A 24717-nucleotide genomic window follows, 5' to 3' on the forward strand; every position below is an offset into this window, starting at 1 on the left:
TTGAAAATACGGGTATATACACTTACATTGGCGTTCCGTATCCACAGGAGATTGTGATGAGCCGTAAGACCCCCATCGAGCGTTACCGCAACATCGGCATCAGCGCCCACATCGATGCCGGCAAGACCACCACCACGGAGCGCATCCTGTTCTACACCGGCGTCAACCACAAGATCGGCGAGGTGCACAACGGCGCGGCGACGATGGACTGGATGGAGCAGGAACAGGAACGCGGCATCACGATCACGTCGGCCGCGACGACGGCCTTCTGGAAGGGCATGGGCGGCAACTTCGCGGAACACCGCATCAACATCATCGACACGCCGGGCCACGTCGACTTCACCATCGAGGTCGAACGCTCGATGCGCGTGCTCGACGGCGCGGTCATGGTCTACGATTCCGTCGGCGGCGTGCAGCCGCAGTCGGAGACCGTGTGGCGCCAGGCGAACAAGTACAAGGTGCCACGCATCGCGTTCGTCAACAAGATGGACCGCGTGGGCGCCGATTTCTTCCGCGTCCAGCAGCAGATCAAGGACCGCCTGAAGGGCAACGCCGTGCCGATCCAGATCCCGCTCGGCGCGGAAGAGCATTTCGAGGGCGTGATCGACCTCGTCAAGATGCGCGCCATCCGCTGGGACGACGCCAGCCAGGGCGTGCGCTTCGCCTACGAAGACATCCCGGCCGACCTGCAGCCGCTGGCGCAGGAATGGCGCGAGCACATGATCGAGGCGGCCGCCGACGCGACGCCCGAGCTGACGGAGAAATACCTGAACGGCGAAGCGCTGACGGAAGACGAGATCAAGGCGGCGCTGCGCGCGCGCACGATCGCGGGCGAGATCGTGCCGATGCTGGCCGGTTCGGCCTTCAAGAACAAGGGCGTGCAGGCGATGCTGGACGCCGTCGTCGAATACCTGCCGTCGCCGGTGGACGTGCCGGCGATCGCGGGCCACGACGAGGACGACCGTCCGCTCGAACGGCACCCGGCCGACGACGAGCCGTTCTCCGCGCTCGCCTTCAAGATCATGACCGATCCGTTCGTCGGCCAGCTGACGTTCTTCCGCGTGTATTCGGGCGTCGTGAATTCGGGCGACACCGTGTACAACCCGACCAAGGGCCAGAAGGAACGCCTGGGCCGCATCCTGCAGATGCACGCCAACGAGCGCAAGGAGATCAAGGAGGTGTTCGCGGGCGACATCGCCGCGGCCGTCGGCCTGAAGGGCGTCACGACGGGCGATACGCTGTCCGACCCGGACAAGGTGATCGTGCTGGAAAAGATGACGTTCCCCGAGCCCGTGATCTCGCAGGCCGTGGAGCCGAAGACGAAGGCCGACCAGGAAAAGATGGGCATCGCCCTGAGCCGGTTGGCCCAGGAAGACCCGTCGTTCCGCGTGCGCACGGACGAGGAATCGGGCCAGACCATCATGTCCGGCATGGGCGAGCTGCACCTGGAAATCCTCGTCGACCGCATGAAGCGCGAGTTCGGCGTCGAGGCGACGGTCGGCAAGCCGCAGGTGGCGTACCGCGAGACGATCCAGAAGACCGTCGAGAACATCGAGGGCAAGTTCGTCAAGCAGTCCGGCGGCAAGGGCCAGTACGGCCACGTCGTGCTGAAGCTCGACCCGCTGGAACCGGGCAAGGGCTATGAATTCGTCGACGCCATCAAGGGCGGCGTCGTGCCGCGCGAGTACATCCCGGCCGTCGACAAGGGCATCCAGGAGACGCTGCAGGCGGGCGTGCTTGCCGGCTACCCGGTCGTGGACGTGCGCGCGACCTTGACCTTCGGTTCGTACCACGACGTCGACTCGAACGAGAACGCGTTCCGCGTCGCGGCGTCGATGGCGTTCAAGGACGGCATGCGCAAGGCGGCGCCGGAACTGCTCGAACCGATGATGCAGGTCGAGGTCGAGACGCCGGAGGAATTCACGGGCAACGTCATGGGCGACCTGGCGACGCGGCGCGGCGTCGTGCAGGGCATGGACGAGATCCCGGGCGGCGGCGGGAAGCTGATCGACGCGGTCGTGCCGCTGGCCGAGATGTTCGGCTACTCGACCACCCTGCGCTCGCTGACGCAGGGACGGGCCACGTACACGATGGAGTTCAAGCACTACGCGGCGGTGCCGAAGCATATCCTCGACCAGATCGCGACGGCCAGGGCGGCAAGGTAGCCTGACCCGTCATCCCCGCGCAGGCGGGGATCCAGTCTTGCGTGCGTGGCAAGCGGCGTTACCGGGTTCCCGCCTGCGCGGGAACGACGGTGTTTTTGTTTTGCGGTATCGTCGTGTTTTTGACCACGGAGACCGCGATGAAACAACTTCCCCTCCCGTCCGGCCGCACGATCCCCATCCTCGGCCAGGGCACCTGGAACATGGGGGAGGACCCGGCCGCGCGCGCGGCCGAGGTGGCCGCGCTGCGGCTCGGCATGGACCTCGGCATGACCCTGATCGACACGGCCGAGATGTACGGCGAGGGCGGCGCCGAGGAAGTGGTGGGCGAGGCCATCGCCGGGCGCCGCGACGACGTGGTCCTGGTCAGCAAGGTCTATCCGCACAACGCCTCGCGCGCGGGCGTGCGCGCCGCGTGCGAGCGCAGCCTGCGCCGCCTCGGCACCGACCACCTCGACCTCTACCTGCTGCACTGGCGCGGCGGCGTCCCGCTGGCGGAGACGCTGGAGGCCTTCGAGCGCCTGCGCGCCGAGGGCAAGATCCGCGACTACGGCGTGTCCAACTTCGACGCGGACGACATGCTGGAGGCGGCCGCGCTGCCCGAAGGCGGCGCCATCGCGGCGAACCAGGTGTTGTACAACCTGGTCCAGCGCGGCATCGAATGGGACCTGCTGCCGTGGTGCCGCGCCCGCGGTATCCCCGTGATGGCGTATTCGCCGCTGGAGTCGACGCCGGCCGAACAGGGGCCGCTGCTGGCCCGTCCGCAGCTGGGCGAGGTGGCGCGCCGCCACGGCGCGACGCCGGCCCAGGTGGCGCTGGCCTGGCTGCTGCGCCAGGACGGCGTCGTCACGATTCCGAAGGCCGTGCAGCCGGCCCACGTGCGCGCCAACCGCGCGGCGCTCGACCTGGCACCGCAACTGACGGTCGATGACATGGCCCTGCTGGACGAAGGATTTCCGCCGCCGGGCCGGCGCCGGCCGCTGGCGATGCGCTGAGCGGCGCCCGGCGGGTGTTCAGCGGGTGCCCAGCGGGTGCTCAGTGGGTGCTCAGCCAGTGGAGCAGGTCCCCCGCGGCGAGAGGGCGGCTGAACAGATAGCCTTGTCCCTTGGCGCACGCCTGGGCGCGCACGGCGGCGGCCTGCGACTCGGTCTCGATGCCTTCCGCGACGGTGCCCATGCCGAGGCTTTGCGCCACCTTCACCGTCGCCTCGATCAGCACGCGGTGGTGATGGCTCCTGTCGGCCTGGCAGACGAACGAGCGGTCGATCTTGACCGTGTCCACGGGCAGCTGGTGCAGGCTGGAGAGCGACGAATAGCCGGTGCCGAAATCGTCCAGCGCGAGCGCGACGCCGAGCGCCTTCAGTTCGTGCAGGCGCTGCTGCACCTGCTGGTCCTGCGCGGCCAGGCTTTCCGTCACTTCGAGCTGCAGCTGGTCCGCGCGCATGCCGTTCTGGTGCAGCACGTCGCGCGCGACGTCGGGCCATCCCGGCTCCGCCAGTTGGACGCGCGACAGGTTCACGGCCAGCAGCCGCGGCGCGCGCGCGCCCAGGTCGCGCTGCCACGCGCCGAAATCGCGGCAGGCGCGGCGCAGCACGAAGTCGCCCAGCGGCCCGATGAGCCCCGATTCCTCGGCCACCTGGATGAATTCGATGGGCGGCACGACGCCGCGCACCGGATGCCGCCAGCGCGCGAGCGCTTCGACGCCGGCCGCGTGGTCGGTGGCGCCGTCCGCGCCCAGGCCCAAGACGGGCTGGTAGACGACGAACAGCTGCTCTGTCAGGAGGCGGTCGACAGGTCGGGCACCACCGCCGTCATGTACGCCGCGAGGAATTCCTGCGGCATGCGGCGCGGCCGGCCGCTCGAGAGCTCGATGCAGACGAGGTCCCAGCGACCGCGCAGCACCGTCGCGCCGTCGCGTTCGCGCACGAGCTGGAAGCGCCGTTCCATTGCCAGCTTGCCGTCGCCCGCGACCAGCCACGTGCCGAGCACGAGCGCTTCGCCGGCGCCGGTCGGCAGCAGGTAGTCGTATTCGCCGCGCCGGATGGCCATCGCCCGGTCGAGGCGCCGGTAGTCGTCCAGCGACAGGCCGAGCGCCTCCGAATGCGCCCAGCCGGCCTGTTCGCACCAGCGGACGTAGACGGCATTGTTGGTGTGGTTCAGTCCGTCGATGTCGGCCGCTTGCGGGACACGGGGCAGGGTGAACGGGTGCGGGTAATCCCAATCCAAGGTGGTTCCTTCCGGATGCTGCGGGTGGATGCGTGCCGCGCGGGAGCGGGGCGTCCATTTTACGTCGAGGCATGGGAAGCGGGGTCTTTACGCGGGAGCTCATGCCGGCTCCGGCAGCAGCGGCTGGTGATCGGAACCGGTCGCGTCCGCGGCCACGCGTACCGCGCGCACGTTCGGCCTTCAGGCGCGCGTGGCAGTCGAATCCGGGCAGCCGTTCGACGACACGGTCGAGGTCGGCTCCTCCCTCCGGCGTGCGGGCGCACTGCATGTTCCAGATGATCGGGCGTAGCATGGCGGTCCTTTCGAGAAGCACAGGCTAGCGTGGCACCGGTGGCGCGGTCTGATGCAGGTCAGGCGTGCGCGGCGAACCGCGCGATCGGCACACGGTCTATGCAAATGATGGAGGCGGCGATGTACACGATGATTCTTTTGCTGTACCTGCAGCAGGGCCTGGACGTGACGCTGGACCAGGCCAATCTGCGCGGCCAGTACATGAAGCAGGGCGAATGCGAAACGGCAGCGCGCAGGCTGCGCGGGCCGGTGCCCATTCCCCGCAATTACTCGGCGGCCTGGCAGGACGTCATGTGCATCAAGGTGAACACCAACGTCCGGGTCAACGGTATGAAGCCGGTCGACCTGTCGAAGGCGTTGCAGGCGTACGCGCCCCTGCATTGCCAGGCGGAGGGTGCGTGGGAAAGGGTGGCCGAGCTGTGCCGTGCGCCTGAACCGCCGGGCACCGGCGAGGGCGGCGGCGAGGGCGGCGGCGCAAGCGGCACGGGCGACACGCCTGCCAGGTCGGCGGGGCGCTAGCTGTGGGCGTGGCAGCGGCGCGGGGCGATCGACGCGGCTGGCAGGGCGATGAGCGGCGGCTGCCGGACGCAGCGCCGGTCAGGGATCGTCGCGGTTCCAGGTGACGCCTTTCGGGCAGTCGCTCGCCGCGGCCGAGCCGACGCCCGGCATGGTGGACGCGGCGCCGTCGGGCATCCCGCGCAGGGGCATGCCCGCGCTGCCCGACCGGCGGCAACGGACCCGGTCGCCCTGGCGGAAGCGATAGATGACGACACCGTCCGGTGACGTGTAGGTGTCCGTCTGCAAGGTCAGCGTGCGGTCGATGTGGGCGGATTCGACGCCGCGCCGGAAGCGGGCCCATGGTGTGTCGGCCTCGTCGGGCACACCCGGCTTGCCCTTGCGCAGTTCGTGGTCGATGCGTCCGGCCTGATGCTGCGCGAGGCCGACCGCGAAGCCGCCTCGCGTCGACGCCGGTGCCGTGTCCGCCGGCCTGGCGGTGTCGAAGACGTCCGGCGCCGATGCGGCGGCGGCCTGCGCGGGCACGGCCGCCGCTTGCGTGCCGGTGTGGGCGCGCGTGAGGTCGTCCGGCCTGGGCATGGGCGTGGCCTGCGTCGGGGGCGCGGCGCGGACAGGTGCGGCCGGCGCCGGGGCCGGGCGGGACGGCGCGGGACGCGGATGCGGATGCGGATCGTTCCGCGCCGGCGGCCGTGCAGTGTGGCCGCCAGCGGTTTGCAGGAAGAAGGTGACGACCCGGGATGGCCGGGCGGGCTGTGGACGCCGTTCCTGCGTCCACAACCACAGTGCCAGCAGGTGGACGGCGCAGGTGAAGGCCAGCACGCCGCGCCGCCGGGTGTCCGGGGCCGGTGCGAAGGTGGCGCCGGGCGTCATCCGCGCTCCACCGGGCACCGCCGCGGGTGCGGGTGCGGCGGGCGTGCCGGCTGCCGCGGGGTAGCCGGCGCCGCCGTCCCGGTCATATGCGCATCATGCATGCCCGGCGCGACGCGCTCAGTGCGCCGTCATGGCCTGCCGGATGGCCACGCAGCGGTGGTCTTCCTGCACGGCGTCGAGCAGGGCGCGGCGAGTGCCGGCGGAGAGGTCCTTGTCGGCGTCGGCGGCCGCCTGCAGGCGCCGGACGCTGGCCGCCGTGCAGCCGGCCGGGATCAGCGCCGGGCCATAGGCGCGCATGTAGACGGGGCCGGCCGCCTTGTCGAGTTGCGGCAGGCGTGCGAGGCGCGCGTCGGCGGTCTGTTCGCCCAGGCCATGCTGCTCGGCCGGGTACAGGTGACCCATCGCCGTGCGTACCTTCGAAAACGGCAGCCTGGTCTGCAGGTCGTGCACGGTGCTTAGCCACTGCGTCTTGACGGCCGGGTCGGGGCGGCTGACGACGGCGGCCAGGGCGGCGTCCTGGCCCGTGTCCGATTTGTCGCGCGCCAGTTCGGCGTCGACGAGGGCTGCGGCGCCCGGATAGCCGTAGCGGTTCAGGCGGCCGATGATCGCCCAGCGCAGGTCCTGGTTGATCGCGAGGCCGTCGACGTGTTCCTTGCCGTCGAGGATGGCGGCGAGGCGGGCCAGCGCGGCCGGCGAGCTGGCGACGTCGACGTAGGTGCCGAACCAGCGGCGCTGGAAGTTGTCGTCGCCCTTGCTTGCGAGCGCGCCGGTCCAGGCCATGTCTTCCAGCTGGCGCGTGACCGCCTGCGCGTAGGCGGCCTGCGGGTCCATCAGGTCGAGGTAGCGCTTGGCCGCGAGGACCTTGCCCGACACGTCGCCCAGCAGTGTGTAGTCTTTTTCTTGCGGTACGTTGTTCAGTGCAGTGGCCAGGAAATCGTTCAGCGGGAGCTTGCCGTCGCGTACGCCGTCCCACAGGCTTTGCCACAGCATCGCGCGCAGCAGCGGATCGGCCACCGCGGCCAGGTGAGTGCGCGCGCTGTCGAACGAGCGCGGATCGAGCCGTACCTTGACGAAGCCCCAGTCGTCGTAGTTCGGGTAGACGAGGTCCGGGCAGGCGGCGCCGTTCATGGCCGGCACTGCCGTCTTCGCGCCCTTGTAGGTGACGGCAATGTTGCGCTCGAGTTTGTAGTCCTTGCCGTCCAGGCGGAACGCGGCCACCTGCACGCGCTGCTCGCGCAGGGTCGGCAAGGCCTTGCCGGGCGCGCTCTGCTCGAGGGTGAAGCCGGCGATCTTGCCGGCCTTGCAGGTGTAGTTGGCGGCGATGGTGTCCACGCCCGGCTGGTACAGCCATTCGTTGGTCCAGCCCTTCAGGTCGCGACCGGCGGCGTGGCCGAGGCTGCCGATGAAGTCTTCCAGCTTCGCGTTGCGGTACTGGTATTTGACGAGGTAGTCGTGCACGCCCTTGCGGAACACGTCGGCGCCCAGCAGGTGGCGCAGCTGGATCAGTGTCGATGCGCCCTTCGCATACGTGATGGCGTCGATGTTGTCGAAGGCATTGCGCGTCGACGGCACCGGCACTTCGATCGGGTGCGTGGTGGTCTTCTGGTCCTGGTCGTAGGCGCGCTGCTTGCCTTCGGAATAGAAGGCGCGCCAGGCGTCCTTGAATTCCGTCGCGTCGGCCGTGGCGAGCGTGCCCATGAACGAGGCGAAGCTTTCGTTCAGCCACAGGCCGTTCCACCACTGCATCGTGACGAGGTCGCCGAACCACTGGTGCGCCATCTCGTGCATGATGACGTAGGCGAGGCGCGCGCGCTGCTCGGCCGTCATCTCGGCCTTGTACATGAAGCCGCGCTCGGCGAACGTGATCGCGGCGGCGTTTTCCATCGCGCCGTACAGGAAGTCGGGCACGAGGACCTGGTCGTATTTTTCGAACTGGTAAGGAATGCCGAAATAGTCGTCGAAGAAGGCGAGGCCGGCCTTCGTGTACTTGAACCATTCCGCCGGCTTGATCTGCGCAGCCACGGACTGGCGCGCGAACAGGCGCATCGGGTACTTGCCGCTCGTGTCTTCCCACATCTTGTAGGGACCGGCGTGCATCGAGAAATTATACGGACTCAGTTTCTTGGTACGGGCGAAGGTCCAGCGGCGCAGGTCGCCGGCGGGGGCGACGTTCGTCTCGCGCGTCGTCGAGATCACCTGCCAGTCGGCCGGCACGCTCACGGTCACCTGGTACGTCGCTTTCAGGTCGGGCTGGTCGAACACGGCGAACATCTGGTGCGCGGCGGCCGGCTCGAAGTGGGAATACGTGTAGACGCGGCCGTCGACCGGGTCGACCATGCGGTGCAGGCCCTCGCCGTTGGTGCTGTGCGGGCGTTCGTACGCGACGACGACCGTGTTGCGGCCACGGGTGAGGTCGTGCGGCGCCAGCGTGATGAACCAGCCGTTGTACTGCGGCGTGACGGTCTTGCCGTTGACGGTCAGCGACTTGATCGTGGCCTTGTCGAGGTCGACGGTGAGCGGACTGTTCACGTCCTTGAGGTCGAAGGTCAGCGTCGTCGTGCCGCTGAACGTTTCCTTGCCGGTGAGCGTGAAATCGAGCGCGTAGTCGACGTTGGACACGCGCGCCGAACGGGCGGCGGCGGCGGCCTGCGACAGGAAAGCGTCCTCGGCCCGTGCCGCGGTGGCGGTCGTGGCGGCGTGGACGAGTGGGGTAGCGGCAAACGCCAGCGCGGTGGCGGCGGCGAGCGGCATCAGGCGAAACAGGCAGGTCTTCACGGGACTCCTTGCGACGATGAACGAAGGCGGCAGCTTGTGGCCACGCCCAGTAGGAATCTCACAAGAATATCATGTCAGCAATAGCATTCGTACCCATGAGGCGCGCTGACGAAGGTTTTTTTACTGGATTATATGCATGCGGAAGGAAGGGGATACTCTGCCGCCGGAACGCGTCCGCGCGGTGCGGACGCGTCCGTAAAACGCGACGGCGTCAGCCGTTGGCCTGCAGGGCCGGGTAATCCGTGTAGCCTTCGGCGTTCGGGGCGTAGAACTTGTCAGGGCGCGGCGCATTCAGCGGGGCGTCGCGCTTGAGCCGCTCCGGCAGGTCCGGGTTGGCGATGAACCATTGGCCGAAGGCGACGGCGTCCGCGTCTCCGCTCGTCAGCAATTGCGCCGCGCTCTCTTTCGTCAGCTTTTCGTTGGCAATGTAGACGCCGCCGAAGATACGCTTGAGCTGCGGGCCCAGGCGGTCGTCGCCGATCGCTTCGCGGGCGCAGATGAACGCGATGCCGCGCTTGCCCAGTTCACGCGCCACATGGCCGAACGTTTCCAGCGGCGTGGAATCGCCCATGTCGTGGACGTCGCGGCGCGGCGCGAGGTGCATGCCGACGCGGTCGGCACCCCAGACGGCGATGCACGCGTCCGTCACTTCCAGCATCAGGCGCGCGCGATTTTCGATCGCGCCGCCGTACGCGTCTGTGCGCCGGTTGGTGCTGTCCTGCAGGAACTGGTCCAGCAGATAGCCATTGGCACCGTGGATTTCCACGCCGTCGAAGCCGGCCTTCTTCGCGTTCTCGGCGCCCTTGCGGTAGGCGGCCACGATGCCCGGGATTTCCTCGAGCGCCAGTGCGCGCGGCGTGACGTACGGCTTCGTCGGGCGCACGAGGCTGACGTGGCCCTGGGGCTGCAGGGCCGACGGCGCGACGGGCACGTCGCCGTCCAGGAACAGCGGGTCGGAGATGCGCCCCACATGCCACAACTGCAGGAAGATGCGGCCGCCGGCCTCGTGCACGGCGCCGGTGACCTGCTTCCAGCCCGCGACCTGCTCGTCGGACCAGATGCCCGGGGTGTCGGCATAGCCCACGCCCATCGGCGTGACCGAGGTCGCTTCCGACAGGATCAGACCGGCCGAGGCACGTTGTGCGTAGTATTCGGCCATCAGGGCGTTCGGCACGCGGCCTGCGCCCACGGCGCGCGAGCGGGTCAGCGGCGCCATGATGATGCGGTTCGGCAGTTCGAGGCTGCCGACCTTGATCGGGTCAAACAAAGTCGTCATTGGTACTCCTGTTTCTCGTTGGTCCGCCGCACTGTCGCGGCGAAGAGAGGGCATCTTAAAGCAGCGCCGGAAATCCTGCAGAGGACGCCGCGATTTCCGCCTGCCGGCGTGACCGGGCGGCGCTGATGCTATACTGGAGGGTTGGGTAGCGGCCGGATGTCGGATCAGGGCATCTCGGCCCAGCGCACGTGGATGCGGTCCAGTTCGCCGCTGGCCTTGAGCTTGTCGAGCGCGGCGCCCAGCAGCGGCGCGAGCGCGGGATCGGCCCGGCGGCCGACCCAGAAATACGTCGGCTCGTCGGCCAGGACGACGGGAAGCACCCGCACGCGGTCTTCCAGCCCGTCCTTGCGGATCAGGTAGCGCACGGTCAGGTCGTTGATGTAGGCGAAGCGGCCGTGGCCGGCCAGGATCTTGCGCAGGTTCACGCGGTTGTCGTCGGTCGCGTCGTCGACGCGCACGCCGGCGTCGCGCAGGCGCTCCGTGAACACCGATGCCCGCTGCGACGTGACGAGGTCGCCCAGCCGGGCCAGGTCTTCGGTCGACTCGATCGTGACCGGGTCGTTCCTGCGCACCACCAGGTAGTGGCGCACCAGATAGATCGGCTTGCCCACCGGCTGTCCGATGGCCAGCCGGTGCGGCGACGGCACCAGGCCGCAGGCGGCATCCAGCGAGCCCGTCTCCAGCCCGGCCTCGATGCCCGACAGCGAGCGGCTGCTGTGGCGGTAGCCGGTGAAGTGCAGGCGCGGTTCGATCCGTTCGATCGCGGCCATGATGTCCGGACAGATCCCGGTGACACGGCCGTCCTCATGGATCCACTTGGGTTCCAGGACTTCCTGCGACGCGACGCGGACTTCCAGCGCCCGTGCGCCGCTGCCCGCGAACGCGAGCGCCAGCAGCGCGCAGCGCACCGTTCTTGCGTATTTCCCCATTGGTGTTGTTGTTGTTGTTGTCGTTCGTGCCAGGGGCCGATTGTCGCACGATCCGGCCCCGTTTTCCCAACCGGGCGCGGCCGCGTGTCGATTCGGCAACGGGCGCGTACCCGCGCACGTTTGACCTGCATCGTCGTCGCATCCCGTCCGCACGCGAAGATACCGCTGCCAGTCCGGCGCGGCCGGCACCGACAAGGAGAATGGGATGATGGTCATCAGCGCGACTGGCCGGGAGGCTTGCCATGCATGAGTCCGACGGGCACTTCCTGTCCGTCGTCGTGCCGCTGCGCGACGAGGAAGACAACGTGCTGCCGCTGGCGACCCAGGTACAGGCGGCGCTGGCCGGCGCGCCGTGGCCGTGGCAACTGATCCTCGTCGACGACGGCAGCCGCGACCGCACCGGCGAGCGCATCCGCGAAGCCGTGGCCGCCAGTCCCCGCCACCTGAGCGGCGCCATCCTGCGGCGCGGGTTCGGCCAGACGGCCGCCATGCAGGCCGGCATCGACCTCGCGCGCGGTACCGTCATCGCCACGCTCGACGGCGACCTGCAGAACAGTCCGCACGACATCGTGCGCATGGTGCGCCGCCTGCTCGACGACGACCTCGACCTGCTGGTGGGCTGGCGCCGCGCCCGTCGCGACGGGCTGCTGCGGCGGCTGCCGTCGCGGCTGGGCAACCGCCTGATCGGCCTGCTGACGGGCGTGCCGCTGCATGACTACGGCTGCACGCTCAAGGTCTACCGCACCGCCGTGCTGCGGCGGGTGCGGCTGTACGGCGAGATGCACCGCTTCATCCCGAGCTGGATGGCCACGCTGACGTCGCTCGACCGCATCGCCGAGGAAGAAGTCAGCCATTATCCGCGCCGCCACGGACGGTCGAAATACGGCGCGTCCGGCCTGTCGCGGGCCGTGAAGGTCTTGCTGGACCTGCTCACGATGGCGTTCTTCGTGCGCTTCCGCGCCAGTCCCGGCCATTTCTTCGGGCGCATCGGGCTCGCGTGCGGGGGCGGCGGGCTGCTCGTACTGGCCTGGCTCAGCTGGCTGAAGCTGGGCGAGGGCGCCGCCATCGCCGGCCGGCCCCTGCTGCTGCTCGGCATCCTGCTCGTCGTGATCGGGGTGCAGTTCGTCTGCACGGGCATCCTGACCGAGATGCTCGCCCGCACCTGGTTCGAGGCCGGCGCCGCGCCCGCCTATCTCGTGGGCGAAACCGTCGGCGGCGGTGCCGGCGACGACGACGGCGCGCCGTCCCACCGGCGCCCGCGCGCGGTGCGGGAGCGCCCATGAGCACCGCGCGCAGCGGACCGGATGCCGAGGTGACGGCACAGCTGCGCGCGCAGGGGGCGCCCGGGCGCTGGTCGCGCCTGCGTGCCGCGCTGACGCCGTGGACGTGGCCGCTGCTGCTCGCGGCGGCGATCTGGCTCGGCCTGTTCCACGGCCTCGGCGCGATCCCGCTGTTCGACGTGGACGAGGGCGCGTTCGGCGAAGCGACGCGGGAAATGCTGGCCCGCGGCGACTACGTATCGACGTGGCTGAACGGCCAGCCGCGCTTCGACAAGCCGATCCTGACCTATTGGCTGCAGGCCGCGTCCGTCCGGCTGTTCGGCCTGGACGAGTTCGCGCTGCGGCTGCCGTCCGCGCTCGCGGCCGCGGCCTGGATCGGCGCCATCCACGCCTTCGCGCGCCGCGCCGTCGACCGCGGCACGGCTCGCGCCGCCGCCTTCATCGCCGCCACGAGCGCCGGCGTCGTCGTGATCGGCCGCGGCGCGATCGCCGACGCACTGCTGAACCTGTTCCTGGCGCTGGCGATGTTCGACGTCTACCGCGAACTCGTCGATCCGCGCCCGCGCTGGCGCCGCCGCGCCTTTCTCTGGATCGCGTTGGGCGTGCTGACCAAGGGCCCCGTCGCGCTGCTCGTGCCGGGCGCCGCCAGCGCCATCGCGTTCCTGCTGCAGCGGCGCATGGCGGGCTGGTGGCGCGCCGTGCGCGATCCGGTCGGCTGGCTGATCCTGTTCGCCGTCGCGGGGCCGTGGTACGTCCTGGAGTACGCGCGGCAGGGCGGCGCGTTCCTGGCCGGCTTCTTCATGCGCCACAACGTCGAGCGCTTCCTCGTCCCGCTGCAGGGCCATGGGGGCAGCGCCCTGTACTACCTGCCGGCGCTGCTGCTGCTCGTCCTGCCGTACACGGGGCTGCTGCTCGCCACGCTGCCCGGACTGCGCCGGCTGCGCGCGACGCCCCTCGACACGCTGCTGTGGTGCTGGTTCCTGTTCGTGCTCGGCTTCTTCACGCTGGCGGGCACGAAGCTGCCGCACTACCTGCTGTACGGCGCGACGCCCCTGTTCATCCTGATGGCGCGCCGGCGCCACGCGCTGCGCTTCCGGGTGTGGGCCCTGGTGCCCGCGCTGCTCGCGTGCGGCGCGGTGGCCGCACTGCCGCTGGTGTTGCGGCATGCCGCGCCGGGCGCGCGCAACGCGTACGTGCGCGAGGCGCTGTCCAGGGGCGACGTCCTTGGTCCGGCATGGCAGGCGCAGGCGCTCGTGGCGGCCGCCGCCGTGCTGGCGCTCGTGCTGTGGCCCGGTCGGCCGCGTACCGGCGGCACCGGCGCGGCGCCTCCGCCATGGACGGACGCCGACCCCGCCCACCGCGCCGCCGCGGCCGCCGGCAACGGGGCCTGGCCGCGCCTCGCCGCGGCCGCGCTGGCCTGCTCGTACGCGCTCGGCGGCCTGCTGCTGCCGGCCGCGGCCGAGCTCCAGCAAGGGCCCGTCAAGCGTGCCGCGCTGCTGGCCAGGCAGGCCGGGTGGCCGGTGCGCAGCTGGCGCATCGACGCGCCCAGTTTTTCCGTGTACCGCGCCGCAGTCACGCCGGCGGCGGACGTGCCGCGCGCGGGCGACGTCATCCTCACCCGCAGCGATGCGCTGGACAGCCTGCCGCCGGCGCGCGTGCTGTTCCGCGAGGGCGGCGTGCTGCTGGTCCGCATCGGCGGGTGAATCGCCATGCCGGCTTCGCTCCGTTCCCCCTGGGCCTGGCTGCCGCCCGCGGCCGCACTGGTGCTCGTGGCGGCCATCCTCGCGACCGGCAGCAACCGCGCGCTGTTCCTGTGGCTGAACCATGGCGGCCACGCCGTCGGCGATCTCGTCTGGTTCCACCTGACCATGCTGGGCGACGGGGCCATGGCGCTGGCGCTCGTGCTGCCCTGCATCCGGCGGGCGCCGCGCCTGTTCTGGGCGGCGCTGCTGGCGGCCGTCGTGGCGGGCCTCTGGACCCAGGGCACGAAACAGGTGATCGACGTGCCGCGGCCGCTGTCCGTGTTCGCGCCCGGCGCCTTCCACCTGGCGGGGCCGGCCTATCGCCACGTGTCGTTCCCGTCCGGCCACGCCGCGGCCGCGTTCGCGCTGGCCGGCATCTGGATCCTGGGCGTCGAGGGCCGGCGGCCGTGGCGCGGCCTGCTGTTCGTGCTGGCCGGGCTCGTCGGGCTGTCGCGCATCATGATCGGCGTGCACTGGCCGCTCGACGTCGTCTGGGGCATGGCGGGCGGCTGGCTGGGCGCATGGTCCGGTCTCGCACTGCAGGCGCGCTGGCGCTGGCCGACGGCGGGACGGGGCGGCCGGCTGGCCGGCGCCGTGCTGCTGGCCGTGACGGCGAGCCTGCTGGTGAGCCGCCACATCGGCATCCCGGCCGTGATGCCGGCGCAGCGCCTGGTCGCGGCGGTCTGCCTCGCGTGGGGCGCGTGGGAGATCCGCTGCCTGGGCAGGATGCGCGGCGCCGGGGCGCTTGCGCCGCGCGGTACGGCGCCGTACGCGGCCCAGGCGCCGCCGTGGCGCGCCGCGCTGGCCCAGGCGGCCCGGGCGGTGGGGATGGCGCGGGCCCGGTGGGCGGGCCGGCTGGGCGTCGCCCGGCTCGTGCAGCGCGTACAGCGCGATCAGCGCGATCAGCAACGGAGGAACGATGGCTGACGAGGACGGGTGGCTGCTGGTGGGGTTTGGCGGACAGGCCGTGTTCATGGGCCGTTTCGTCATCCAGTGGATCGCCAGCGAGCGCTATCGCCGCAGCGTGATCCCGGTGTCGTTCTGGTATCTGAGCATCGTGGGCGCGCTGGTCCTGCTCGTCTACGCGCTGCACCGGCGCGATCCGGTGTTCGTCGCCGGACAGGGCATCGGGGTCGCGATCTACCTGCGCAACCTGCAGCTGATCCGGCGCGCGCGCGCCACCGACGCGCTGCGCACGGAGTGAGCGGCGGCGACCCGCGTCAGCGCATGGTCAGCGCATGGTCAGCGCACGGCCAGGATCGAGACCTTGGCGGCCAGCACGAGCAGCACGGCGCCCACCGTCCGGTCGAGCCAGACGAGCCGCGCCCGCAGCCAGGCCAGCACCGGACGCGACGAGAACAGCAGCGCCACGAGCGCGAACCACAGCAGCGACTCGGCGACGAGCAGGGTCCAGAGGAGGGCGACGTCGGCCGCCGCCAGGCCCGGCTTGAGCGCCTGCGACAGCACCGATCCGAAGTACAGCATGGCCTTGGGATTGAGCAGGTTCGTGAGGAAGCCGCTGACGAACGTCCTGCGGCCGCCCTGCGCCGCCTGCGCGTCCGGCAGCTGGCCCTTGGAGCGCAGGCACTGGATGCCCAGCCAGGCGAGGTACAGCGCGCCGACGACGGCCAGGATGCGGGACAGGCCCGGCAGCGCCGCCAGCACGAGCGACATGCCGAGGACGGAGATCAGCACATAGATGCCGATTGCCGTCGCCACGCCGGCGGCGGCCCACAGGCCGGCGCGGCGGCCGGAGACGATGGCGGTGCGCGTCACGACCGCGAAGTCGGGCCCGGGCGAGATCAGGGCCAGTGCGTGGATGCTCAGGATGAGCAGCAGGGTGTTCGGCGTCATGGCGGTCGGTGCGGCGGCGTGGTGGACGGTGCCGGACATCGTAGCACCGTCCCGGCCGCGCCGCATGCCGCTGCGTTATTCGCGTCCGAAAGCCGGGTTCGGGCGCGTGAGGTAGTACCACTCGTGGTTCGGCGCGGCGTTCACGTCCGGGAACAGGATGCGGCCCGCGAATTCCGCGACGACGGGCGTGCCGTCCGCGCGCACGCCGATCTGCTCGCCCTCCGCGACGGGATCGAAGCTGGCCCATTGGCGCGTGAAGCGGTCGTCCGCATGCAGCTTGTCGTGCACGACGACCATCTGCAGCGCCTCCATCTCGTCGAACGGCACCGGCTGCGGTTCCGGCATATCGATGATCTTCAGGAAGGCGAGAGTGTTCATGATGGCCGTGTAGGCGACGTCCGGCGCGCGCGGGTCGAGGTGCTGGCCGCATTCGAGGGTAAGCGCATAGCCGCCCGTGCTGCGCATGTATTCCGTCGTGCCCATGCCGTAGCGCAGCACGGTTTCCAGTTCCGCCGCGTTGCCGCGCGACCGGCGCTGGACGCCGCCGCCGTACGCGGCCATCCAGCCCGTGACGAAGCGGCGCACGCCGAGGCGGCGCGCCAGCGCGCGTTCGGCCCGCATGTGCGCGAAGGGTTCGAGGGGGCCGTCGTTGTCGAGGGGGCCGACCATCACGAACGGCTCGCCGTGCGCGGCATTGAACGAGTGGAGGTCGAGCAGGACGTCGTGCCGGGCCAGCAGTGGGCACAGCCAGTTGGCCACATGGTCCTCGAAGTCGTGCGGTTCCGCTTTCGGGGACAGGTCGCGGTTCAGGTTGCGGTCGCCCGAGCGCGTGTCTTTCGCGTACGCCAGCGGGTTGACGATGGGGACGAACGTCACGCCGCCGTTGACGATGCGGAGGGTGCCGGCGTCGATCTCCGCCATGATCCGCTGGATGGCCTGGGTGCCGCACTTCTCGTTGCCGTGCGTGGCGCCCATGATGATGATGTTGGGGCCGGCGCCCTGGCCGGTGTAGTTGACGGACTTGAAGTGCAGCTGGCTGGCGGGGATCATGCGTCTTGTTCCAAAAAAAATGAATGCGGGCATTGTAGCGTGCCGGCCCCCGGCGTGGCATCATCCGTGTTTTCGTAAAAGAATGCCAACATGGACGGCGTCAATACCGGAGGCCCGCCGCGCATCCACGGCCTCGACACCTTGCGCGCCCTCGCGGTGTCGCTCGTGGTGCTGCACCACTACACGCTGTTCGTCAGCGACGCCCCGACTTTCGGCTGGATCGGCACGATGGGCTGGGCGGGCGTCGACCTGTTCTTCGCGCTGTCGGGCTACCTGATCGGCAACCAGATCTTCGGCGCGCTCGGCACCGCGCGCGGATTCGGGCTGGGACGCTTCTACGCGCGCCGCCTGCTGCGCACGCTCCCCAACTTCTGGGTCGTGCTGGTGCTGTACGCGCTGTGGCCGGCCTGGCGCGGCGCCACGCCCATGCTCCCGCTGTGGCAGTACCTGACCTTCACGCAGAATATCCATTTGCAGCCGGGCACCGCGTTTTCGCATGCGTGGTCGCTGTGCATCGAGGAGCAGTTCTACATGCTGCTGCCGGCCGCCGCCATCGCCGGCGCCGCGCTCGGACGAGCGGGGGTGCGCCTGCGCTGGGCGTGGATCGCGCTGCTGCTGGCCGTCGCGGGCGGGATGCTGGCCCGCGCGACGATCTGGCACGACGGGCAGCACGCCGCGAACGGGCTCGGCTACTACTACCAGTACATCTATTACTCGAGCTGGTGCCGCTGCGACGAATTGCTGGCGGGCGTCGCGCTCGCGCTGCTCAGGGGCCGCGCGCCCGGCTTGTGGCGGCGCCTCCTCGCGCACGGCAATGCGCTCCTGGCGGCCGGGTTGTGCGTCACCGCCGGAACCTGGGCGTGGTTCCTCGGCGATCATTATGGCCTCGCACAGACCGTCGTCGGCTATCCGCTGCTGGCCCTCGGCTGTTCCTTGCTGATCCTGGCGGCGCTGGCGCCGGACTCGCTGCTGCACCGCGTGCGGGTGCCGGGCGCGGCCAGCCTCGCCCTGTGGTCGTACGCGATCTACCTCACGCACAAATCCGTCAGCATCCTCGTCGCGGGGCGCATGGCGCGGGCGGGCTTCGGGGCCGGGGACGGGGCCACGATCGCCGCGTGCCTGCTGGCGTCGCTGCTGGCCGGGTGGCTGCTGTTCGTCTGCGTCGAGACGCCGTTCATGCGGCTGCGCGCACGGTGGGACGGCGCGCTCAGCCCCGTACCCGCACCGGCGCTTCGATGACGTCGAAGGCGGCCGGCATGTCGGCCAGCCATGCCTGCAGGTGGGCGATGCGCATCGACGGGTCGTAGCCCGCCGTCGACGCCAGCGCGGCGCGCAGGCCGGGCAGGGCTTCCGGCGTGTGCGGGCTGTCGCAGGCGTCGATCAGCATGGCGACGAGGTCCGTCGGCGCCGTGCCGCCGCGGCGCAGGCGCGCGTGGATCACGCCGAGCAGCGCGCGCTGCATGCGCGGCGTCGGGTGGGTGATGTGGGCGAAGACGGTAGGCGTGTTGGCGATGGCTTCGCAGATCGCCGTCTCCATCTGTTCGGGCTTGAGGTCGGAGGCGATGTCGAAATAGGCGCGGTCCCAGCGCGTACGGGCGTACCGGTGGCCGGGCGGGAAGGCGTCGACGCTTTCCAGGCCGAGTGCGCGGCTGGCGCGGGACAGCAGGGACGACAGGACGGGAAGCAGCGGCATCGTGGATGAAAGGCGGAGTGCGATGCCCGCTAGTGTAGACCAAGACGCGCAAACGCGCGGCCGTCGCGTGGCCGCCCCGCGCCCACGCGTAACACACGCGGTGGGCGAACGTCCGCGTGGGCACAGGGTGCCCACCCTACCGGGACATTCGGCATAGGCACAGACCGTGGGGTGGGCGCCCCGCGCCCACGCGTAACGCACATGGTGCGCGCACGTCCGCATAGGCACAAGCCGTAGGGTGGGCGCCCCGCGCCCACGCGTAACGCACGTGGTTCGCACGCGTCCGCGTGGGCACGGGGTGCCCACCCAACCGGCACAGGTTTTAAGCCGCCGCCGCCGCAGCCGCCGTGCTGTCCGTGAACTTCCCGTTGCGGAAATCCTCGACGGCCTGGAACACCTCGGCCTGCGTGTTCATCACGAACGGGCCGTATTGCGCGATCGGCTCGTTCAGCGGCCGGCCCGCGATCAGCAGCAGGCGGGCGGGCGCGCCGGCCTTGATGCGCACGCCGTCGGCGTCCCGGGCGTTGTCGAGGATGGCCATGCGGGCCTGCGGCACCGCCTTGCCTTCGACGACGACGTCGCCGCGGAACACGTACAGGAAGGCGTTGTGCCCGGCCGGCAGCGGCTGGTCGAACGTGGCGCCGGCGGGCAGCTCGATGTCCAGGTACAGCGGCTCGGTGACGTCGCGCCGGACGGCGCCGTCGACGCCGTGCGTGTTGCCGGCGATCACCTGCACGGCCGCGCCGGAGGCCAGCGTGAAGCGCGGCACGTCCGCGGCCGGGATGTCGCGGTACCAGGGCGCGCGCATCTTGTCCTGCGCGGGCAGGTTGAGCCACAGCTGGAAGCCTTCCATCAGGCCCTCGTCCTGCTCGGGCATCTCCGAGTGGACCACGCCGCGGCCGGCCGTCATCCACTGCACGCCGCCGCTCGAGATCGAACCTTCATGGCCGGCGCTGTCGCGGTGGCGCATGCGGCCCTCGAGCATGTAGGTGACGGTCTCGAAGCCGCGGTGCGGGTGCTCCGGGAAGCCGGCGATGTAGTCGCCCGCCTTGTCGCTGCCGAAGGCGTCCAGCATCAGGAACGGGTCGAGGCGGCGCTGCAGCGGCTGCGTCAGCACGCGGTTGATCTTGACGCCCGCGCCGTCCATGACGAACTGGCCGCCGACCAGGCGTTCGACACCGCGGCTCGTGGCCACGGTCTGTGTTTGCACTTGCTGGGTCATGATGTTCTCCTTACGGTGCGCGTTCCCGGGATATGAAAGCGTTCAGGCCAGGGCCGCCACTGCGGCGTCGGCGTCGGCCTGGCCTTGCGCGGCCGCGTCCGGGCCCATCGCCTGGGCCGCCGAGTAGATGAACGCGTGGTCCGCCAGGCCCAGGAAGTTCAGCAGCATGCGGATGTGCGGCACTTGCGGGTCGGCGTCCGCCGGGTAGACGCCGCCGCGCGCCGTGGCCACGTATACTTTCTTGTTCTTGAGCAGGCCTTCCGGACCGTTCTCCGTGTAGCGGAACGTCACGCCGGCGCGGGCAACCGCGTCGAACCAGGCCTTCAGCTGGATCGGCATGCCGAAGTTGTACATCGGCGCACCGAGCACGATCACGTCGGCGGCCTGCGCTTCGGCGATCAGCGTGTCGTCCAGGGCCACGCGGGCGGCCTGGGCGGCCGTGCGCTGGTCGGCCGGGGTGAACAGGGCGCCGAGCGCCGCTTCGTCCAGCACCGGATGCGGGTTCGCGCCCACGTCGCGCACCGTGACCGTCGCGCCCGGATTGGCGGCGGCCAGCTTGGCGACGATCGCGTTGGCCACGCGGGTCGATTCGGATTGGGTGCCGCGCAAGCTCGAGTTGATCTGCAGGATGTTCATGGTGGTCTTCCTTCGTGTCGGTTTGTGTTGCGATGGAGTCACTTTAGCGGTTCCATATATCGAGCGGAAGGCGGTAGAATGGATAACATTATTCAACCGATGGAACAATCAACGCCATGAACGTCGAACCGAACGACTTGCTGCTGTTCGCCCGCATCGTCGAGGCAGGCAGTTTCAGCATGGCGGCGCAGCGCCTCGACCTGCCCAAGTCGACGGTTTCGCGCCGCATCGCGATGCTGGAGGCGAGCGTGGGCGAGCGCCTGCTGCAGCGCACGACGCGCCGCCTGATGCTGACGGAGTTCGGCGCGAGCCTGCTGGAGCACGCGCGCAAGGTGGCGGAAGAAGTGGAGGCGGCCGGCGCGCTGGCGCAGCACCGCCAGGCCGAACCCAGCGGCAAGCTGCGCATCTCGATGCCGCAGGATTTCGCCAACGTCGTCATGGTCGAGATGATTCCGCGCTTCGTCGAGCGCTATCCGGCCGTGTCGCTGGAACTGGACCTGTCGCCGCGGCGCGTGGACCTCGTCGCGGAGAACTTCGACATCGCGATCCGCATGGGCGACCTGCCGGAAGACTCGACCCTGGCCGCGCGCCGCATCGCCCTGCAGCGTTTCGGCTTGTACGCGGCGCCGTCCTACCTCGCGCGGCGCGGCCTGCCCGAACAGCCGGACGATCTGCTGCGGCACGACCTGCTGTGCATCCTCAGCCGCACGGGCGGCGCCGCGCCGTGGGTCCTGCAGCGCGGCAAGGTGCGGTGGGAAAAGGAACTGACGGCGCGGCTGACGGCCAATTCACCCCAGCTGCTGGCGCGCATCGCGTGCAGCGGGGTCGGCATTGCGGCGAGCACGGATTTCATCGTGGCGAAACACGTCAACAGGGGCGAGCTGGTGCGGGTGCTGCCGGAATGGGAGATGCCGGTCGCGACCGGCTGGGCCGTGTTTCCGGGCCGGCGCCTGATGCCCGCGAAGACGCGGGCGTTCCTCGACATGATGGACGAGATGTTCTGCAAGGACCAGGACAAGCCGGCCTGAGCGTCAGGCGGATGCGTGCGCCGCGCCCTTCGTGCCGCGCATGCCGGCCAGCAGGATGCAGCCGAACACGATCTCGACGGCCGCGCCCGTGAATGCGACGGCGGCCGGCGGCGCGTGCCGCGCGGCCAGCGCATAGCCAGCCAGCGCCAGCACGGCGCCGCACACCCAGAACAGCTTGCGGCCGAACAGCGTGGCGAACGTCAGGTAGCGGCCGCCGATCACGAACAGCATCGCGGGGAAGAACAGATCGATGCGCCACAGCGAGATGCCGTAGACGAGGGCCAGCATCATGATCATCCAGATGGTCGTCGCGAAGGCCAGCATGCCCAGCGGGTTGCCGGCCGCATGGCGCGCGGAGCGGCCCAGCGCGCGCGTGAGCAGCGCGGAGACTGGATGGATCAGTACGCCGCCTGCGTACAGCGCCCAGACGGCGGCTTGCGGCGAGCGCGTCAGGCAGACGGCGCCGGCGATGGCCCAGACCGACCCGGACACGAACAGGCCGGGCGCGCCGCCCAGGTAGGCCGTGCGCATGTCCTGCTGCGCGGCGGCGAACGTCAGTGAGGCGGGAGGCGGTGATGGCGTGGCGTGCATGGCGTGCTCCGTGAAAGAGAAATGCCATGCTGACACGAAACAGTTGTCAGTACAATATCTTTTTTTACGCCGGCCGGTTGCCCATCATCTCGCCCAGGCGCACGGCACGTTCCGGCGCCCAGTCCGGGTTGAAGCGGATCGTGCCGGGACGGAACAGCATGACGATCGTCGAGCCGAGCAGGAAGCGGCCCATTTCCTCGCCTCTTTTCAGGACGATCTCGCGGTCCGCGTACGTCCATTCCGTCACCTTCTGCATGCGCGGCGGATTCACGACGCCGTGCCAGACGGTCGCCATGCTGCCCACGATCGTCGCGCCCACGAGCACGAGCACGAACGGGCCGTGCTCGGGCGATTCGAACACGCACACGACGCGTTCGTTGCGCGCGAACAGGTTCGGTACGCCGCGCGCCGTCGTCGGGTTGACGGAGAACAGGGCGCCCGGCACGTAGATCATCCGCGTCAGTTTGCCGTCGCACGGCATGTGCAGGCGGTGGTAATCCTTCGGCGACAGGTACAGGTTGGCGAAGCAGCCGTGGCGGAATTGACTTGCCAGCGTGGCGTCGCCGCCGACCAGTTCGGTCGTCGTGAAGCGGTGGCCTTTCGCCTGCAGGATGTGGTGGTCGTCGATGGCGCCGAACTGGCTGATGGCGCCGTCGACCGGGCAGACGAAGTCGGCGTCGGCCAGCGGACGCACGCCTTCCCTCAGCGGCCGCGTGAAGAATTCGTTGAAGCTTTTATAGCTCGCGATATCGGCATTCTCGGCCTCGGCCATGTTGACGCCATATTTGGCGACGAACCAGCGGATCAGGCGCGTCGTGACCGTGCCGCCCTTGGCACCGGCCACGCGGCCGGCGAAGGTCGTGAGGCGCCTCTTCGGCAGCAGATACTGGGGCAGGACTTTCAGGCGATCGGACACGGTGAACCTCGAAATAAAGACGCGCCATTATAGCGGCGCGGGCGTTCGCGAAAATGGTTTTGCCAAAAAGCATTAATTATTCGGCAAAGTGGCCGGAATGCTTCGCTTATGCATATCAAAAATATTTACGCTTAGGCAACAATGCGTCGGAAATCTGGTGGACAATGGCGGCCGTGCTATTTTTTGCCATTCTGACATGCATATCGTGATGACGCCATCCCGCTTGACCACCGGGGTCAGAGCCCGTTTTTGAGCAATAGCTTGACTGGAATTTCAAGCGGCATGGCCTGCGAGCAATGTCTCGAAAAAGGGCTCTGACCCCGAATTCACGACTTCAGGCCAGCGGCGATGAGGGCGACGGCCGCCAGGCGCGCGCGGCGTCCGGCGTCACGCCTGCTCGGCGACCGGTGCCGTCTCCGGTATGCCGTGGCGACGGAAGTAGCGGTGCGCGACCAGCAGCGCCGCGGCCTGCATCGCCGCGCACAGGAAGAACGGCCCGCCCATGCGCCAGTCCAGCGGCGGCAGGTGGCTCGCCGCGCGCAGCAGCTCGGTGCCGACGAGGGGCATGATGACGAGGCCGATGCTGCTGACCGATTGCAGGGAGCCCATCAACTCGCCCTGTTCGCGCGGCGACGACGATTTCGACAGGATGCCCTGCAGCGCCGGGCCGGCGGCGAACGACAGCAGGTTGCACACGATGAAGACGTACATCATCCAGCCGTGCGTCGCGACCGCGTACAGGAAATAGGTGACGGCGCCGGATGCGAGGCCGATCAGCGACAGCCGCACTTCGCCGAAGCGCCGGATCAGCCGTGCGAGCAGCCCGGCCTGCACGACGATCGAGCACACGCCCACGCAGAACAGGGCGATGCCGTTGTCGCCCGGGCTCCAGTTGAAGCGGAACGTCGTGTACAGGACCCACGTCGTCTGCAGCGTCATCTGGGCGAAGGCGACGAGCGCGTAGACGACGATGAGGCCGCGGATGTCGGTCCGCCGCACGAGGCGCAGCAGCGCGCCGAACGGATTGATGCGCGCCCACTGGAACGGCGTGCGGCGTTCGCGCGGCAGCGATTCCGGCACGGCGATCCAGCCGTACACGAAGTTCGCGGCGGACAGCGCGGCCGCCAGGTAGAACGGCAGGTGCAGTCCCATATTGCCCAGCAGGCCGCCCAGCATCGGGCCGCAGATGAAGCCGAAACCGAACGCCGCGCCGATCTTGCCGAAGCTTTTCGCGCGGTTCTCCGGCGTCGACACGTCGGATGCATACGCCGACGCCACCGACATGCTGGCCGACGACGCGCCGCCGATGATGCGGCCGATGAACAGGCAGGCGAGATTCGGCGCCCACGCCGTGGCGAGGAAGTTGATGCACATGCCGCCCATCGAATACAGCAGCACGGGACGGCGGCCGATGCGGTCGGACAGCGCGCCGACCAGCGGCATGAACAGGAATTGCATCAGGCCGAACGTGGAGCCCAGCACGCCGTACCACAGCGCCTGCTGCTCGCGGTCGGCGACGAATGTGCCGACGAGGTTCGGCAGCACGGGCACGATGAGGCCGATGCCGAGCATGTCGATGAACACGCAGATCAGGACGAAATTCAGGTTGCCGGACGGGGTCCTGGCAAGAGTCGCGCTGCTGGTCATGGCCTTCCCGGAAT

At 69.7% G+C, this 24717-nt stretch carries 23 protein-coding genes; 9 read left to right on the top strand and 14 right to left on the bottom strand.

What is annotated here, in order from left to right; all coding sequences use genetic code 11:
- Window positions 1-56 precede the first annotated feature (56 nt).
- Entirely contained in the window at window positions 57-2165 is a 2109-nt protein-coding gene (fusA, locus tag ACEN9Q_RS08775; RefSeq protein ID WP_495628080.1) for an elongation factor G, read from the top strand.
- A gap of 137 nt (window positions 2166-2302) precedes the next feature.
- Window positions 2303-3157 (top strand): aldo/keto reductase, encoded by an 855-nt coding sequence (locus ACEN9Q_RS08780; protein WP_495628081.1) that lies wholly within the window; start codon window positions 2303-2305, stop codon window positions 3155-3157.
- Between the two features lie 40 nt (window positions 3158-3197).
- On the opposite strand, the gene ACEN9Q_RS08785 is transcribed toward ACEN9Q_RS08780, so the two are convergent.
- Window positions 3198-3905: an EAL domain-containing protein gene (locus ACEN9Q_RS08785; RefSeq protein WP_495628082.1), complete on the bottom strand. Its 708-nt coding sequence runs from the start codon at window positions 3903-3905 to the stop codon at window positions 3198-3200.
- Window positions 3906-3937: 32 nt separating this feature from the next.
- On the bottom strand, window positions 3938-4387 hold the full coding sequence (locus tag ACEN9Q_RS08790; protein ID WP_495628083.1) for an acyl-CoA thioesterase: 450 nt from the start codon (window positions 4385-4387) through the stop codon (window positions 3938-3940).
- Window positions 4388-4798: 411 nt separating this feature from the next.
- Here ACEN9Q_RS08790 and ACEN9Q_RS08795 point away from each other — a divergent pair, with 411 nt between their 5' ends.
- Complete coding sequence (locus ACEN9Q_RS08795) at window positions 4799-5197, top strand: hypothetical protein (protein ID WP_495628084.1); 399 nt, start codon at window positions 4799-4801, stop codon at window positions 5195-5197.
- Window positions 5198-5275: 78 nt separating this feature from the next.
- Here ACEN9Q_RS08795 and ACEN9Q_RS08800 read toward each other — a convergent pair whose 3' ends face one another.
- The 4 genes from ACEN9Q_RS08800 to ACEN9Q_RS08815 form a co-directional block, all read right to left on the bottom strand.
- Window positions 5276-6064, bottom strand: coding sequence for a hypothetical protein (locus ACEN9Q_RS08800; protein ID WP_495628085.1), 789 nt, complete (start codon window positions 6062-6064; stop codon window positions 5276-5278).
- A 117-nt stretch (window positions 6065-6181) separates the two neighbouring features.
- The gene (pepN, locus tag ACEN9Q_RS08805) at window positions 6182-8839 is read right to left on the bottom strand and encodes an aminopeptidase N (protein ID WP_495628086.1); all 2658 of its coding nucleotides are present in this window, start codon (window positions 8837-8839) and stop codon (window positions 6182-6184) included.
- A gap of 211 nt (window positions 8840-9050) precedes the next feature.
- Window positions 9051-10115 (bottom strand): alkene reductase, encoded by a 1065-nt coding sequence (locus ACEN9Q_RS08810; protein WP_495628087.1) that lies wholly within the window; start codon window positions 10113-10115, stop codon window positions 9051-9053.
- 164 nt (window positions 10116-10279) lie between these two features.
- Window positions 10280-11044 carry a substrate-binding periplasmic protein gene (locus ACEN9Q_RS08815; RefSeq protein ID WP_495628088.1) on the bottom strand — a complete coding sequence of 255 codons (765 nt, stop codon included), beginning with the start codon at window positions 11042-11044 and terminating at the stop codon, window positions 10280-10282.
- A gap of 242 nt (window positions 11045-11286) precedes the next feature.
- Between ACEN9Q_RS08815 and ACEN9Q_RS08820 the strand changes: the two genes are divergently transcribed.
- Genes ACEN9Q_RS08820 through ACEN9Q_RS08835 form a run of 4 tightly spaced genes read left to right on the top strand, consistent with a single transcriptional unit; the run spans window position 11287 to window position 15270 of the window.
- The gene (locus tag ACEN9Q_RS08820) at window positions 11287-12327 is read left to right on the top strand and encodes a glycosyltransferase family 2 protein (RefSeq protein WP_495628089.1); all 1041 of its coding nucleotides are present in this window, start codon (window positions 11287-11289) and stop codon (window positions 12325-12327) included.
- Entirely contained in the window at window positions 12324-14027 is a 1704-nt protein-coding gene (locus ACEN9Q_RS08825; RefSeq protein WP_495628090.1) for an ArnT family glycosyltransferase, read from the top strand. Before ACEN9Q_RS08820 ends, ACEN9Q_RS08825 begins: the two co-directional genes overlap by 4 nt.
- Window positions 14028-14033: 6 nt before the next feature.
- Window positions 14034-14993, top strand: coding sequence for a phosphatase PAP2 family protein (locus ACEN9Q_RS08830; protein ID WP_495628091.1), 960 nt, complete (start codon window positions 14034-14036; stop codon window positions 14991-14993).
- Window positions 14986-15270, top strand: a complete 285-nt coding sequence (locus ACEN9Q_RS08835) for a lipid-A-disaccharide synthase N-terminal domain-containing protein (RefSeq protein ID WP_495628092.1) — start codon at window positions 14986-14988, stop codon at window positions 15268-15270. The genes ACEN9Q_RS08830 and ACEN9Q_RS08835 overlap by 8 nt, the downstream gene beginning before the upstream one ends.
- 38 nt (window positions 15271-15308) lie before the next feature.
- Here ACEN9Q_RS08835 and ACEN9Q_RS08840 read toward each other — a convergent pair whose 3' ends face one another.
- Together ACEN9Q_RS08840 and ACEN9Q_RS08845 are read right to left on the bottom strand one after the other, a co-directional pair.
- Window positions 15309-15959 carry a LysE family translocator gene (locus tag ACEN9Q_RS08840; protein WP_495628093.1) on the bottom strand — a complete coding sequence of 217 codons (651 nt, stop codon included), beginning with the start codon at window positions 15957-15959 and terminating at the stop codon, window positions 15309-15311.
- Window positions 15960-15995: 36 nt separating this feature from the next.
- Window positions 15996-16970: a M14 family metallopeptidase gene (locus tag ACEN9Q_RS08845; RefSeq protein WP_495628094.1), complete on the bottom strand. Its 975-nt coding sequence runs from the start codon at window positions 16968-16970 to the stop codon at window positions 15996-15998.
- A gap of 90 nt (window positions 16971-17060) precedes the next feature.
- On the opposite strand from ACEN9Q_RS08845, the gene ACEN9Q_RS08850 reads away from it, so the two are divergent.
- On the top strand, window positions 17061-18209 hold the full coding sequence (locus ACEN9Q_RS08850) for an acyltransferase family protein (RefSeq protein WP_495628095.1): 1149 nt from the start codon (window positions 17061-17063) through the stop codon (window positions 18207-18209).
- Here ACEN9Q_RS08850 and ACEN9Q_RS08855 read toward each other — a convergent pair.
- The 3 genes from ACEN9Q_RS08855 to ACEN9Q_RS08865 form a co-directional block, all read right to left on the bottom strand.
- Window positions 18178-18663: a hypothetical protein gene (locus tag ACEN9Q_RS08855; RefSeq protein ID WP_495628096.1), complete on the bottom strand. Its 486-nt coding sequence runs from the start codon at window positions 18661-18663 to the stop codon at window positions 18178-18180. The two genes, ACEN9Q_RS08850 and ACEN9Q_RS08855, sit on opposite strands and share 32 nt — an antisense overlap.
- A gap of 322 nt (window positions 18664-18985) precedes the next feature.
- Window positions 18986-19885, bottom strand: a complete 900-nt coding sequence (locus ACEN9Q_RS08860) for a pirin family protein (protein WP_495628097.1) — start codon at window positions 19883-19885, stop codon at window positions 18986-18988.
- A gap of 42 nt (window positions 19886-19927) precedes the next feature.
- The gene (locus tag ACEN9Q_RS08865) at window positions 19928-20521 is read right to left on the bottom strand and encodes an FMN-dependent NADH-azoreductase (protein ID WP_495628098.1); all 594 of its coding nucleotides are present in this window, start codon (window positions 20519-20521) and stop codon (window positions 19928-19930) included.
- A gap of 116 nt (window positions 20522-20637) precedes the next feature.
- Between ACEN9Q_RS08865 and ACEN9Q_RS08870 the strand changes: the two genes are divergently transcribed.
- Complete coding sequence (locus ACEN9Q_RS08870) at window positions 20638-21549, top strand: LysR family transcriptional regulator (RefSeq protein WP_056445628.1); 912 nt, start codon at window positions 20638-20640, stop codon at window positions 21547-21549.
- A 3-nt stretch (window positions 21550-21552) separates the two neighbouring features.
- Here ACEN9Q_RS08870 and ACEN9Q_RS08875 read toward each other — a convergent pair whose 3' ends face one another.
- The 3 genes from ACEN9Q_RS08875 to ACEN9Q_RS08885 form a co-directional block, all read right to left on the bottom strand.
- Window positions 21553-22140 (bottom strand): DUF7010 family protein, encoded by a 588-nt coding sequence (locus ACEN9Q_RS08875; RefSeq protein WP_495628099.1) that lies wholly within the window; start codon window positions 22138-22140, stop codon window positions 21553-21555.
- Window positions 22141-22204: 64 nt separating this feature from the next.
- Window positions 22205-23056 carry an archaetidylserine decarboxylase gene (gene asd, locus ACEN9Q_RS08880; protein WP_495628100.1) on the bottom strand — a complete coding sequence of 284 codons (852 nt, stop codon included), beginning with the start codon at window positions 23054-23056 and terminating at the stop codon, window positions 22205-22207.
- A gap of 387 nt (window positions 23057-23443) precedes the next feature.
- Window positions 23444-24703: a TCR/Tet family MFS transporter gene (locus ACEN9Q_RS08885; RefSeq protein WP_495628101.1), complete on the bottom strand. Its 1260-nt coding sequence runs from the start codon at window positions 24701-24703 to the stop codon at window positions 23444-23446.
- Window positions 24704-24717: the final 14 nt, after the last annotated feature.

The sequence above is a fragment of the Massilia sp. Masssp93 genome (genome assembly GCF_059491295.1).